General features: G+C 71.0%; 11 protein-coding genes. 10 read left to right on the plus strand and 1 reads right to left on the minus strand.

Translation table 11 applies throughout. The features are described 5' to 3' along the window. The first annotated feature begins 6 nt into the window (after window positions 1-6). The 3 genes from ACFC1W_RS06005 (at window position 7) to ACFC1W_RS06015 (ending at window position 5087) form a co-directional block, all read left to right on the plus strand. Entirely contained in the window at window positions 7-3264 is a 3258-nt protein-coding gene (locus ACFC1W_RS06005; RefSeq protein WP_375989817.1) for an ExeM/NucH family extracellular endonuclease, read from the plus strand. 177 nt (window positions 3265-3441) lie between these two features. After that, window positions 3442-3720 carry a hypothetical protein gene (locus ACFC1W_RS06010; protein WP_375989819.1) on the plus strand — a complete coding sequence of 93 codons (279 nt, stop codon included), beginning with the start codon at window positions 3442-3444 and terminating at the stop codon, window positions 3718-3720. Next, complete coding sequence (locus ACFC1W_RS06015) at window positions 3720-5087, plus strand: hypothetical protein (RefSeq protein ID WP_375989821.1); 1368 nt, start codon at window positions 3720-3722, stop codon at window positions 5085-5087. Before ACFC1W_RS06010 ends, ACFC1W_RS06015 begins: the two co-directional genes overlap by 1 nt. On the opposite strand, the gene ACFC1W_RS06020 is transcribed toward ACFC1W_RS06015, so the two are convergent. Continuing rightward, on the minus strand, window positions 5059-5451 hold the full coding sequence (locus ACFC1W_RS06020) for a phage holin family protein (protein ID WP_241111505.1): 393 nt from the start codon (window positions 5449-5451) through the stop codon (window positions 5059-5061). The genes ACFC1W_RS06015 and ACFC1W_RS06020 overlap by 29 nt on opposite strands. A gap of 110 nt (window positions 5452-5561) precedes the next feature. Here ACFC1W_RS06020 and ACFC1W_RS06025 point away from each other — a divergent pair, with 110 nt between their 5' ends. The 7 genes from ACFC1W_RS06025 (at window position 5562) to ACFC1W_RS06055 (ending at window position 13157) form a co-directional block, all read left to right on the plus strand. Further along, entirely contained in the window at window positions 5562-6683 is a 1122-nt protein-coding gene (locus tag ACFC1W_RS06025) for a histidinol-phosphate transaminase (protein WP_375989824.1), read from the plus strand. 5 nt (window positions 6684-6688) lie between these two features. Then, window positions 6689-7846 (plus strand): thiamine pyrophosphate-dependent enzyme, encoded by a 1158-nt coding sequence (locus tag ACFC1W_RS06030; RefSeq protein ID WP_375991425.1) that lies wholly within the window; start codon window positions 6689-6691, stop codon window positions 7844-7846. 14 nt (window positions 7847-7860) lie between these two features. Next, on the plus strand, window positions 7861-8826 hold the full coding sequence (locus tag ACFC1W_RS06035) for an alpha-ketoacid dehydrogenase subunit beta (RefSeq protein ID WP_225221756.1): 966 nt from the start codon (window positions 7861-7863) through the stop codon (window positions 8824-8826). Window positions 8827-9060: 234 nt separating this feature from the next. Next, a complete protein-coding gene (locus ACFC1W_RS06040) occupies window positions 9061-10428 on the plus strand; it encodes a dihydrolipoamide acetyltransferase family protein (RefSeq protein ID WP_375989827.1) in 1368 nt (455 codons plus the stop codon). Between the two features lie 70 nt (window positions 10429-10498). Continuing rightward, on the plus strand, window positions 10499-11479 hold the full coding sequence (locus ACFC1W_RS06045) for a metal ABC transporter solute-binding protein, Zn/Mn family (protein ID WP_375989830.1): 981 nt from the start codon (window positions 10499-10501) through the stop codon (window positions 11477-11479). Continuing rightward, on the plus strand, window positions 11476-12297 hold the full coding sequence (locus ACFC1W_RS06050) for a metal ABC transporter ATP-binding protein (protein WP_375989833.1): 822 nt from the start codon (window positions 11476-11478) through the stop codon (window positions 12295-12297). Before ACFC1W_RS06045 ends, ACFC1W_RS06050 begins: the two co-directional genes overlap by 4 nt. Continuing rightward, window positions 12294-13157: a metal ABC transporter permease gene (locus ACFC1W_RS06055; protein ID WP_375989836.1), complete on the plus strand. Its 864-nt coding sequence runs from the start codon at window positions 12294-12296 to the stop codon at window positions 13155-13157. Before ACFC1W_RS06050 ends, ACFC1W_RS06055 begins: the two co-directional genes overlap by 4 nt. Window positions 13158-13348 lie beyond the last annotated feature (191 nt).

Consider the following 13348-nt stretch of genomic DNA (forward strand, 5'->3'; position numbering starts at 1 on the left):
GGATCTGTGCGCCGTTCCACTCGAGCAACCGTCGCCATAGTCGCCGCCGGTGCCATCGCCCTGACCGGGCTGATCGCGCCCTCCGCGGTGGCAGCCGAAGCCCCGACCGAGCTGTTCATCAGCGAGATGGTCGAGGGGTCGAGCAACAACAAGGCCGTCGAGGTCTTCAACCCCACCGCCGCGCCCGTCGACCTGACCGGCTATTCGATCAAGATGTACTTCAACGGCTCCGGCACCTCCACACTCACCGTGCCGCTGTCGGGCACCGTCGCCGCCGGTGACGCCTTCGTGGTCGTCAACAGCCAGGCGTCCGAGGCGCTCCAGGCGCTCGGCGATCAGATCGCCACCGGCAGCTGGTACAACGGCGACGACGTCATCGCACTCTTCAACGGCTCCACCGCCGTCGACGTCTTCGGGCAGATCGGGTTCGATCCCGGCACCGAGTGGGGCACGGGCGCGACCGGTGCGCAGGATGCCACCCTCCGCCGCCAGGCCGACGTGTGCGTCGGCGACACCGACGGCGCGAACGCGTTCACTCCCGCCGACGAGTGGGACGGCTTCGCGATCGACACCTTCGACGGCCTCGGCACCCACACCGCGAACTGCGGCGGCGAGCCTCCCGTGCAGAAGGTCGTGATCAACGAGTTCTCGGCGAGCACCGCCGGCGACGACGTCGAGTTCGTCGAGCTGCTGGCCACTCCGGGCACCGACCTGTCGGGCTACCGCGTCCTCGAGATCGAGGGCGACGCCACCACGACGCCTGCCTTCGGCGTGGTCGACGAGGTCATCTCCTTCCCGGCGGCCGACGCCACCGGCCGCAGCCTGGCATCGCTCGCGAACGGTGCGCTCGAGAACGGCACGCTCAGCCTGCTCCTCGTGACCGGCGCCGTTCCCGCGCTCGGCACCGACATCGATTCGGACGACGACGGCGTCATCGACGAGGGCCTCGGCTTCGAGGTCGTCGACGCGGTGGCCGTGCATGACGGCGGCGCCTCCGACCGCACCTACGGCGGTCTGACGCTGGGGGTCTCGTACGACGGACTGCCGTTTGCGCCGGGCGGGGCATCCCGCATCCCCGACGGCACCGACACCGACACCACCGCCGACTGGGTGCGCAACGACTTCGATCTGGCCGGCATCCCCGGCTTCACCGGCACGCTGATCGACGGCGAGGCCGCGTACACCCCGGGCAAGGCGAACTCCTTGACCGTTCCGCCCGTCGACCCGCCCGACATCGAGGCGGGGTGCGACCTGACGCACGTCACCATCGGCTCGGTGCAGGGCTCAGGCATGGCATCGCCCGTCGCGGGGACCGATGTGCTCGTCAAGGGCACGGTCGTCGGCGACTTCCAGACCGGCGGCTTCAACGGCTACTTCGTGCAGGACGGCGGCGACGGCGACTCTGCCACGTCGGACGGCATCTTCGTCTACGCGCAGAACGGCGCCGAGGTCGCCGTCGGCGATGTGGTCAGCGTGGCCGGCGAGGTGAAGGAATTCGAGGGGACGACCGAGATCGTGCTCGCCGACGTGGAGATCTGCGATTCGGGAGCGACGCTCCCGGCGCCGACGTCGTTCTCGCTCCCCGCCACGCCCGCTCAGCGCGAGGCGCTCGAGGGCATGTACGTCACGCTCCCGCAGACGCTGTCGATCCTCGAGTACTTCGAGTTCGCGCGCTACGGCACGGTCGACGTCGGCCTGACCCGCCAGTCGGTCCCGACGGCGCGGTACCTGCCGAGCGACCCGCGGGCGGCCGCACTGGACCTGTCGAACGTGGCCGAGCGGATCACGATCGACGACGGGCGCAGCATCCAGAATCCCGATCCTGCGTTCCACCCGAACGGCGACGTGTTCACCCTCGACAACACCTTCCGCGGTGGCGACACCCTGAAGAACGTGACCGGCATCCTCGATGACCGCTTCGGAACGTACGCCATCCAGCCCACCGGCAAGCCGATCTACACGGCGACCAACCCGCGGCCCGAGGTTCCCGCGGTCGGCGGCGATCTCGTCGTGTCGAGCTTCAACGTCCTGAACTACTTCACGACGCTGGACGACCCGAACACGTCTGCCGACGACGACATCGCGCGCGGTGCGAACACCCAGGAGGAGCTCGACCGTCAGGAGGCGAAGATCGTGTCGGCCCTCGCCGCGATCGACGCCGACGTCTTCGGCCTCATCGAGATCGAGAACAACGCCGACTCGCAGGCGCTGAAGACCCTCACCACGGCGCTCAACGAGGAGCTGGGCTCCGAGGTCTACGCGCCGCTCGTCACGGGCAAGATCGGCACGGACGTGATCACGACGGCGATCATCTACAAGCCGGCCACGGTCACGCCGGTCGGCGACTTCGCCCTGATGAATCAGGCGAAGGACCCGCGCTGGCTCGACAGCCGCAACCGTCCCGGTCTCACACAGACGTTCCAGGACGCGCGCGGCGCCGCGTTCACCGTCGTCGTGAATCACCTCAAGTCGAAAGGCTCGGCGTGCACCGGCGAGCCGGAGGACCCGCTGCAGGGCAACTGCAACATCGTGCGCACGAACGCGGCGAACGCGCTCGCCGACTGGCTCGCCACCGACCCGACCGGTCAGGGCACCGTCGGCCGTGAGCTGATCATCGGCGACCTGAACGCCTACGACAAGGAAGACCCGATCACGGCGCTCACGGCGAAGGGCTACACCGACCTCAACCTGAAGTACCAGGGTGAGGACGCGTACAGCTATGTGTTCGACGGCGAGAACGGCTACCTCGACCACGCGCTGGCCGGTCCCGGACTGCTCGAAGACGTCCGCGGCGCGTCGCCGTGGAACATCAACGCCGACGAGCCGAGCCTGATCGACTACGACATGTCGTTCAAGCAGCCGGCGCAGGACGCGCTGTGGGCGCCCGACCCCTACCGGTCGAGCGACCATGACCCGGTGCTCGTCGGCCTCGAGCTGACGCCGCCCGACACGACGGCGCCGACCATCGAGGCGATCGCCGTTCCGTCGTTCATCCTCGTGCCGAACAACAAGGACCGCAGCGTCTGGGTCTACCTCCACGCCGACGACGATCGCGGCGAGGTGACGGTGGAGCTCACGAGTGTGACGACCAACGGCAAGCCGCGTGCATCATGGACCGAGATCGACGACACCCACTTCACGGTGAAGGCGGTGAACGGGGCGATCTACACCTTCACCTACACGGCGACGGATGCCGCGGGCAACGTCGCGACCGACACCGCGACGGTGATCGTCGGAGTGAAGGGGCTCCTCTCGTTCCTGTGACCCCCGGCTGACGACGAGGACGCCGCCCTGCTCGCCGGGGCGGCGTCCTCTCGTTTCGTGAGAGAGCGGATGCCGCGGCATCCGCGCTCCTCCTTCACAGGCGTGCGGGCCGCGGCGCCGTACACAGGTCGGGGCCGACGTCGGCGGCGCGCTGTCGCGTCCGGCGAGCATGGGGCGATGCACGATACGACGTGGGCGGCGGGGGTCGCCTCCCAGCTCGACATCGTCGCGAGGGAACTGGGGGCGGTCAGCGATCGGCTCGGCGACGCCGCAGCTCTCGCGCGGGCGCTGGCCGCGGCCACCGACTGGCAATCGTCCGCCGCGACCGTGTTCCACGCCCGAGCCGAGGAGTGGGCCGGCGAGGTGTCGAGCCTGGTGTGCCTCGCCGAGACCGCGCGCCTGTCGGCGACGCGCGCGCGTGATGCGGCACTGTTCTCATGGGAGCCGGGCCTCTGATGAGCGACGACCTGCAGTTCAGCGGCGGCGGGGTCGTCGCCGTCGACACCGAGACGCTGCGGCGCACCGCCGCGCAGTTCCTCGCGGCGCGCGAGGATCTCGACGCGCTGTGCCACCGCGTCGGCTCGCTCGAGATGATGCTCTTCGCCGAGCGCGCCCACGCGTGGGAGGTCGCCGGGGCTGCTGCGACTCTGCGCTCTCGGCTGACAGCGTCCCTCGCGGGCGCGCGCGAGATCGCCGACGCGCTCCGCGAGGCGGCTGCGGTGTACGAACTCGTCGAGCTCGACGCGCAGCATCATGCCGCCGTGCTCTCGGCCGATCGCGACGCGGCCGCGCGCATCGATCGCCTGCGCGGGGCCGTGGTCGCACGGTATCCCGACGCCGCGGCGGCGGCTGCGGAGGCCCGGTTCTGGTGGACGGTGAACGCGCCCGGCGACCTCGTCCGCGAGTCCACCGAGGTGGGCGTCGTCCTCGGCAACGAGGTCAACGCGACCGGTGCGATCGTCGGCGGCGTGGCGCTCGGCGGGCTCGCGCTCGGTCTGGGGGTCGCGGCAGGGGTCGGCGGGTTCGGCCGGCTCGGGCCCGACGCGCGCCTCACGGGGCGGGGCCGCCAGCCGGTGACGCTGACGCGTGTGCCTCCCGTCGAGACGCCGACCGCCGCGCCGGCCGGCCTCGCCGGTGCCGCGCGGCGAATGCCCGGCGGGGGTGACTCACGCGTGCGCGTCGAGCGGTACACGATGGCCGACGGCTCGCGGCAGTACGCCGTCTATGTGGCGGGCATGCAGACATTCGCGGCGGGCGGCGACGATCCGTGGGACAACCTGTCGAACGCGCAGCTCTACGCGGGGTCGTCCTCGGCATCGTACGAGGCGACCGAGGCGGCTCTCGCTGCGGCCGGCGCCGAGCCCGGCGATGTCGTCCACGCGTTCGGGCACTCGCAGGGCGCGATGATCACGTCGCATCTTGCGCTCGAGGGTGAGTACGACGTGCGCACGCTCGTGTCGTTCGGCTCACCCGTCGAGGCGGACGTCGGTCCCGGAACGCTGAGCGTGGCCATCCGGCACACCGACGACCCTGTCGCCGCGCTCGCCGGAGCGGGTCACGACGGAGGGGTGGGCGCGCCGGGCAGCTTCGTCGCGGAGCGCGAGGCCGACTCCCCGTCCGGGCTCGGCGATCTCGGCGTACCGGCGCACCGGATGATGTCGTACACCGACACCGCGGTCCTCGTCGACGCATCCAGCGATCCCCGCATGGGCCAGGTCCGCGACGTGTTCGCGGGGTTCGCCGACGCCGAGTCGGTGGAGGTGCTGGAGTTCGCCGCCGAGCGGGGCGACGGCGTCAGTCCTTCTTCCGCGGGCGCAGGATGATGCCGAAGATCCAGTTGATCAGCGAGATGATGATCGCCGCCACGAGGCCGAGCCAGAAGTCCTCGACGCGCAGCCCCCAGCTCCAGAAGCTCGTGATCCAGGCCGTGAACCACAGCAGGAACGCATTGATGAGCAGGCCGATGAGGCCGAGCGTGAGGATGTACAGCGGGAACGCCAGCACCTTGATGACGGTGCCGAGGATCGTGTTGACGAGGGCGAAGATGGCAGCGACCGCCAGCAGTGTGAGCACGAGCTGGAGGGTCTCGCCGGGCGGGAACGGGATGACCGTGACCTGCAGAGCCGTGATCAGAGTGACGACCCAGATCGCGAAGGCATTGACGACGACGCGGATGATGAAGCCCATAGTGAGCACAGTCTGGCACGCGCTCTGCGCGGGTGCGAGGATGCCGTGCCAGGTGTTCGGACGCCCACGTATCCTCCCGTCGGCATACGGCGCGCTCGTAGACTCGCAGGGTGACCGACGCATCCGACATCCCCATCCGCGTCCGCCCCGAGATCGCCGCACTCCCTCCGTACAAGCAGGGTCGGCAGGCCGGTGGCGACGCGTTCAAGCTGTCGAGCAACGAGAACCCCTTCGACCCCCTGTCCGGCGTCGTCGAGGCGATCCGCTCCGCGACCGCCGTGAACCGATACCCGGATGCCTCGGCCGCCCGCCTCCGCGAGCGCCTGGCCGAGCGGTTCGGCGTTGCCTCCGACGAGGTGCACATCGGAGCCGGCAGCGTCTCGATCCTCGCGCAGCTCATCCTCGCGACGTCGGGTCCGGGCGACGAGGTGGTCTACGCCTGGCGCTCGTTCGAGGCGTACCCGTGGCTCGCCGTCGTCGCCGGGGCGACGGCCGTCGAGGTGCCGCTCACGGAGGGCGCCCGCCACGACCTCCCGGCGATGGCGGCCGCGATCACCGAGCGCACGCGCGCCATCATCGTGTGCAGCCCGAACAACCCGACCGGGCCGATCGTCACCCAGGCCGAGTTCGACGCGTTCATCGCGCAGGTTCCGTCCGAAGTGTTGGTCATCCTCGACGAGGCGTACGCCGAGTTCGTCACCGACCCCGACGCGGTCGACGGCCTGCTCGTGCTGGGCAACGCCACCCACCCGAACGTGGTCGTGCTTCGCACGTTCTCCAAGGCCTTCGGGCTCGCGGGGCTCCGGGTGGGCTACGCCGTCGGCCACAAGCGCATCCTCGACGCGGCCCGCAGCACGAGCATCCCGCTGTCGGTCACGGCCCAGGCCGAGGTCGCCGCGCTCGCCAGCCTCGACGCCGAGGTCGAGCTGCTCGACCGGGTCCGCGCGATCGCCGAGCGGCGCGACCAGCTCGTCGCCGCGCTGCGCGACGCCGGCTGGCGGGTCCCCGACGCGCAGGGCAACTTCGTGTGGCTGCCCACCGGCGACGAGACGCTCGCCGCCGCGCAGGCGTTCGACGAGGCGGGGGTGATCGTCCGCCCGTTCGCGGGCGACGGCATCCGGATCTCGGTCGGCGAAGCGGAGTCGGTCGAGAAGGTGCTGCGGATCGCGGCATCCGTCGCCGGCGATCTCCCCGCCGGTCACGCCGGCACGCGAGAGAGCGTCGAGCGGTGACGTCGATCGACGGGTCGGTCGAGGTCGCGGCAGCCGCACCGGCCGACGGTCCGGGCACGGTCCGCTTCCTCGCCGCAGACGGCACGTTCGCCCCGTCGCCGGCCGCCGAGCCGTACCGCGCGCTCGTCGACGGACTGGCCGACGCCGACCTCGAGGGCTTCTACCGCGACATGGCGGTCATCCGGGCGTTCGACGTGCAGGCGACCAACCTGCAGCGCCAGGGGCAGCTCGCGCTGTGGCCGCCGAGCTTCGGCCAGGAGGCCGCGCAGGTCGGCTCCGCCCGCGCCGCGCGCACCCAGGACCACCTGTTCCCGTCGTACCGCGAGCACGTCGTCACGCGCATCCGCGGGGTCGACCCGCTCGACATCATCCGGCTGATGCGCGGCCTCACCCACGGCGGGTGGGACCCGACCGACCCGAAGAACGGCAACACGCACATCTACACGCTGGTGCTCGGCGCGCAGACGCTGCACGCGACCGGCTTCGGCATGGGGCTCGTCTTCGACGGGCGCTGCGGCACGGGCGACCCGGAGCGTGACGAGGCTGTCATCGTCTACTACGGCGACGGCGCGTCCAGCCAGGGCGACGTGCATGAGGCGATGGTGTTCGCCGCGAGCTACCGCACGCCCGAGGTCTTCTTCCTGCAGAACAATCAGTGGGCGATCTCGGTGCCGGTCGCGACGCAGTCGCGCGCGCCGCTGTTCAAGCGCGGCGAGGGTTACGGCATGCCGAGCATCCCGGTCGACGGCAACGACGTGCTCGCGAGCTGGGCGGTCACCCGCGTCGCGCTCGACGAGGCCCGGTCGGGCGAGGGCCCCCGCGCGATCGAGGCGATGACGTATCGCATGGGCGCGCACACCACGAGCGACGACCCCACCAAGTACCGGACGTCCGATGAGGAGGAGTCGTGGCGCCGCCGCGACCCGATCGCCCGCATGGCGGCCTACCTCCGTGGGCGAGGCGCGTCCGACGCGTTCTTCGCCGACGTCGACGCCGAGGCGCAGGCCGTCGCCGATGACGTCCGCACGCGCACGAACGCTCTCGGCGGAATCGACACCGCGCTCATGTTCGACCACGTGTACTCAGAGTCGCACCCGCTCGTCGAGGAGCAGAGGGAGTGGCTCGCCGGGTACGAGGCATCCTTCGAGGAGGGAGCATCGTGACCGACGTGACCACCATGCCCATCAGCCGTGCGCTCAACGCGGGTCTGCGGGCGGCGCTCGCCGGCAGCGACCGCGTGCTGCTCATGGGTGAGGACATCGGCAAGCTCGGCGGCGTGTTCCGCGTGACCGAGGGCCTGCAGGCCGAGTTCGGCGACCGCCGCGTGCTCGACACCCCGCTGGCCGAGTCCGGCATCGTCGGCACCGCGATCGGGCTCGCCATGGCCGGGTTCCGGCCGGTGTGCGAGATCCAGTTCGACGGGTTCGTCTTCCCCGCGTTCGACCAGATCACGTCGCAGCTCGCGAAGTTCACGAACCGCCACGAGGGTGCGCTGCAGATGCCCGTCGTGATCCGCATCCCCTACGGCGGGCACATCGGCGCCGTCGAGCACCACCAGGAGAGCCCCGAGGCGTACTTCGCGCACACCCCCGGGCTGCGCGTGGTCAGCCCGTCGACGGCGAACGACGCGTACTGGATGATCCAGGACGCCATCGCCTCGCCCGACCCCGTGATCTTCCTCGAGCCGAAGAGCAAGTACTGGCAGAAGGGCGAGGTCGACACGACCTCCCGCGCGCTGCCGCTGCACGCGAGCCGCATCGTGCGCCGCGGCACCGACGTCACGCTCGTCGGTCATGGCGCGATGGTGACGACGCTGCTGCAGGCGGCGGCGCTCGCCGAGAGCGAGGGCACGAGCTGTGAGGTCGTGGATGTGCGCTCGCTGTCGCCCATCGACTACGGGCCGATCCTCGACTCCGTCCGCCGCACCGGTCGCATGGTCTACGCGCAGGAGGCGCCCGGCTTCGCCAGCCTCGGCGGCGAGGTCGCGGCGACCGTCATGGAGCGCGCCTTCTACGCCCTCGAGGCCCCGGTGCTGCGGGTGTCGGGCTTCGACGTGCCGTTCCCCCCGGCCAAGCTCGAAGGCACGTACCTGCCCGACGCCGACCGCATCCTCGAAGCCGTCGACCGTTCCCTCGCCTACTGACCCCCACCACCCACCGCATCCTCGAAGCCGTCGACCGTTCCCTCGCCTACTCACCCCCTCCACCCACCGCCCCGTGCCCGCCCCCGCCCCGCTCCTCCCCACCTCCCTCCCCGCGAGACAGCATCTGCGCGGCGAAACGGCGTGCAGCAGACGTCGTCTCGACACGGATGCGCCGTCTCGCGAACACCGCACCGGCGGAGAGCACGCCGAGCGGATGCGTCGAAAGGACCGCACATGAGCACCCAGACGTTCGTCCTCCCCGATGTCGGCGAAGGCCTCACCGAGGCCGAGATCGTGTCGTGGCACGTCGCGCCCGGCGACACCGTCGCGGTCAACGACGTCCTCGTCGAGATCGAGACCGCCAAGTCGCTCGTCGAGCTGCCGTCGCCCTTCGCGGGCACGGTCGGCGACCTGCTCGTCGCAGAGGGCGAGACCGTGGACGTCGGCGCGCCCATCATCACGATCACAGCGGGAGCGGATGCCGCAGGCCCGGCCACTGTCGGACAGTCCGAGCACGGCGCCCCGGCCGATGCGCCGGCCGCCGCGGGCGAAGGCGAGGGTGCGGTCCTGGTCGGCTACGGCACGGGCGGACCCGTGCAGTCGCGCCGCCGCAAGCCTGCCGCCACCGCACAGCAGCGGGTCGAGGCATCCGTCGGCGTCGTCGCCAAGCCCCCGATCCGAAAGCTCGCGCGCGACCTGGGCGTCGAGCTGACCGCGGTCGCGCCCACCGGCCCCGCCGGTGAGGTGACCCGCGACGACGTCGTGAAGCACGCGTCGCAGGCCAGCGTCTTCCGCAACATCGAGACGCCCGACTGGGGCGACGTGCGGGAGGAGACGATCCCGGTCGCGGCATCCCGTCCGGCAGTCGTCGCCCCGGCGGTGCCGGCCCCCGACGCGGCCGGCCGCGAGGAGACGATCGCCGTCAAGGGCGTGCGCAAGGCGACCTCGACGGCGATGGTGCAGTCGGCCTATTCTGCGCCGCACGTCTCGGTGTGGACCGACGTGGACGCCACGCGCACGATGGAGCTCGTCAAGCGGCTGAAGGCCTCGCCCGACTTCGCCGACGTGCGCGTCTCGCCGCTGCTCATCATGGCGCGCGCCGTGATCTGGGCCGCGCGGCGCACGCCGATGGTGAACGCGGCGTGGGTCGACGGTGAGAACGGCGCCGAGATCCGCGTGCGCCGGTACGTCAACCTGGGCATCGCGGCCGCGACGCCGCGGGGGCTGCTGGTGCCGAACATCAAGGACGCGCAGGACCTCTCGATGCGTGAGCTCGCCCGGGCGCTCGAGAAGCTCACGCAGACGGCGCGCGACGGCAAGACGACTCCGGCCGATCAGCAGCACGGCACGATCACGATCACGAACATCGGCGTCTTCGGCATGGACGCCGGCACCCCGATCATCAATCCCGGCGAGTCGGGCATCGTAGCGCTGGGCACGATCCGTCAGAAGCCGTGGGTCGTCGACGGTGAGGTGCGCCCCCGCTTCGTGACGACGGTCGCCGGCTCGTTCGACCACCGCGTGGTCGACGGCGACGGGATGTCCCGCTTCATCGCCGACGTCGCGTCCATCCTCGAGGAGCCCGCCCTCCTGCTGGACTGAGACCGCCCGTTCGACGGTGTCCTCCGCCGGGTGGTTTGAGAACGATTATCAATAGCGTTAGAGTAGGGGAATGACCTCCCCCCGACGTTGGCTGATCGTGCTCGGCCTGGCCGCAGCATCCGCTCTCGCACTTGCCGGCTGCGCGGGCGGCACACCGGCGGGAGACGGCGCTGACGGCGGCGTATCGGTCGTCGCGTCGACGAACGTGTACGGCCAGATCGCCGAGCAGATCGGCGGCGACCTCGTCGAGGTGACGTCGATCGTGTCGAACGAGTCGCAGGATCCGCACTCCTTCGAGCCGAGCGCGCGCGACCAGCTCTCCGTCGCGAAGGCCGACCTCGTCATCGAGAACGGCGGCGGCTACGACGCGTTCATCGACGCGCTGATCGAGTCGAGCGGCGCCGAGGTCCCCGTCCTCACCGCCGTCGAGTTCTCGGACGAGTGGACAGGCGGCGCAGCGCACGATGACAGCGGCGACAGCGACCACGCCGACGAGGACGGCGACCACGGGCACGAGCACATCGAGGGGTTCAACGAGCACGTCTGGTACGACCCGCACGCGATGGCGGAACTCGCACTCGGCGTCGCCGCGCAGCTCGAGGCACTGAGCCCGGCCGACGCCGACGTCTTTGCCGCGAACGCCGAGGCGTTCGTCGCCGAGGTCGAGGGCCTCGAGGACTCGCTCGCCGACATCGCGGCCGCCCACGCGGGCGCCGAGGTCTTCGTCACCGAGCCCGTACCCGCGTACCTCATCGCTGCCGCCGGTCTCGAGAACGTCACACCCGACGCCTTCACCGAGGCGGTGGAAGAGGGACAGGATGTCGCGCCCGCGACGCTCCTCGAATCGATCGCCCGCTTCGAGGACGGCGACGTGAAGCTCGTCATCACCAACACGCAGACCGCCGGGGCCGAGACTGCGCAGATCGTCGGCGAGGCGGACGGTCGCGGCATCCCCAGCATGGCGTTTTCGGAAACGCTCCCCGAGGGCCAGACTTACATCTCGTGGATGCAGGCGAACATCGAAGCGCTGAGCGGCGCGCTGGAGTCGTGAGCGACCCCGCTCCCGTCCTCGAGATCCGCGGCGCCGCACTCCGCCGCGACGACCGCGAGCTCTGGGCCGGACTCGATCTGACCGTCCGGCCGGGCGAACTGATCGCCGTGCTGGGGCCGAGCGGGTCGGGCAAGACCACACTGCTGCGGGCGATCCTCGGGCTCGAGCCGCTGAGCGCAGGCTCGATCACGGTCCTCGGCGAGCCGGTGCGCAAGCGGGGCAGCCGTCGCGTCGGGTACCTGCCGCAGAGCCGGCCGCTGCCGCCCGACACCGCGCTGCGCGGGCGCGACCTCGTCACCCTCGGCGTCTCGGGCCACCGGTTCGGGCTGCCCATCCCGCGCCGCGGCGACCACGCCCGGGTGGACGACCTCATCGACGCCGTCGGCGCGCGGGACTTCGCCGACCGGCCGGTGGGCGAGCTGTCGGGCGGCGAGCAGCAGCGACTGCGCGCCGGTCAGGCGCTCGCCGACGAGCCCGGCCTGCTGCTGTGCGACGAGCCGCTGACGAGCCTCGACCTGGCGAACCAGCAGGCGGTGATCGGCCTCATCGACCGGCATCGGCGGGAGAAGGATGCCGCGGTCCTGCTCGTCACGCATGACATCAACCCCGTCCTGGGCAAGGTCGACCGCATCCTCTACCTCGCGAACGGGCGCTTCACGCTCGGCACCCCCGACGAGGTGCTCAACTCGCGGGTGCTCACCGACCTCTACGGTGCTCCCGTGTTCGTGCTGCGCGCGGGTGACCGGCTCGTGGTCGTCGGTGCGCCCGATGCCGAGGCATCCCACCACCATCACGCCCACGATGAGGACCACGCATGAACTGGGACGACATCGCCGATGCGATGTTCGGTGGCCTGCCCGTCTATGGCGAGATCCTCGGGCTCGTGTCGAACTCCGTGTGGGCGGGGGCCGTGCTGGGCCTCGTCGGCGGGCTGATCGGCGTGCTCGTGATGCAGCGCGACATGGCGTTCGCCGTGCACGGCATCAGCGAGCTGTCGTTCGCGGGTGCGGCGGCGGCCCTCCTGATCGGCGTCGACGTCGTCACCGGATCGATCGTGGGGTCGATCCTCGCCGCGGCGATCATCGGGTGGCTCGGCGCGCGGGCGCGCGACCGCAATTCGATCATCGGCGTGCTCATGCCGTTCGGGCTGGGGCTCGGCATCCTGTTCCTCTCGCTGTACGACGGGCGCAGCGCCAACCGGTTCAGCCTGCTCACGGGCCAGATCGTCTCGGTGCAGTCGGGTCAGCTCGGCTGGCTCATCGTGATCAGCGCGATCGCCCTCCTCGGGCTGCTCCTGATCTGGCGGCCGCTGCGCTTCGATTCGCTGGACCCCCAGTCGGCGGCGGCGCGCGGTGTGCCGACGACCGCGGTGTCGCTGGCGTTCATGGTGCTGCTCGGGCTGATCGTGGCCGTCGCCGTGCACATCATCGGCGCCCTGCTCGTGATGGCGCTGCTGGTCACCCCGGCCGCGGCGGCGATGCGGGTAGCGACCGTGCCGATCTCGGTGCCGCTCCTCGCCGCGCTCTTCGGGTTCGTATCGGCAGTGGGCGGCATCCTGCTCGCGATCATGGGCACGCTGCCCGTGAGCCCGTACATCACGACGATCTCGTTCGTGATCTACCTGGTGTGCCGCGTCGTCGGGTCCCGCCGTGGCCGCGTGATCCGCGCCGCCGCCTGACGCGCCGCCTGACGCGCCGCCTGACACGGCCGCTCAGCGCCGACTCCCCTTCGCTCACCTGTCATGAAACGCCGTGCGCGGCGGCACATTGCGACAGATGAGCACCAGGTCAGGGGGTGAGCGGGACCCGGTGAGCGGCAGGCCCGGGTGAGCAGGGGGCTCGCCTGTCACGAAACGCCGTGCGCGGCGGC

This window comes from Microbacterium sp. NPDC056003, assembly GCF_042274785.1.
In the GTDB taxonomy this organism is placed as follows: Bacteria; Actinomycetota; Actinomycetes; order Actinomycetales; family Microbacteriaceae; genus Microbacterium.

Coding starts and splice junctions, on each gene's coding strand:
- ACFC1W_RS06010 (WP_375989819.1), top strand. CDS start 3,442: ATGCACGATACGACGTGGGCGGCGGGGGTCGCCTCCCAGCTCGACATC.
- ACFC1W_RS06015 (WP_375989821.1), top strand. CDS start 3,720: ATGAGCGACGACCTGCAGTTCAGCGGCGGCGGGGTCGTCGCCGTCGAC.
- ACFC1W_RS06020 (WP_241111505.1), bottom strand. CDS start 5,451: ATGGGCTTCATCATCCGCGTCGTCGTCAATGCCTTCGCGATCTGGGTC.
- ACFC1W_RS06035 (WP_225221756.1), top strand. CDS start 7,861: ATGCCCATCAGCCGTGCGCTCAACGCGGGTCTGCGGGCGGCGCTCGCC.
- ACFC1W_RS06040 (WP_375989827.1), top strand. CDS start 9,061: ATGAGCACCCAGACGTTCGTCCTCCCCGATGTCGGCGAAGGCCTCACC.
- ACFC1W_RS06045 (WP_375989830.1), top strand. CDS start 10,499: ATGACCTCCCCCCGACGTTGGCTGATCGTGCTCGGCCTGGCCGCAGCA.
- ACFC1W_RS06055 (WP_375989836.1), top strand. CDS start 12,294: ATGAACTGGGACGACATCGCCGATGCGATGTTCGGTGGCCTGCCCGTC.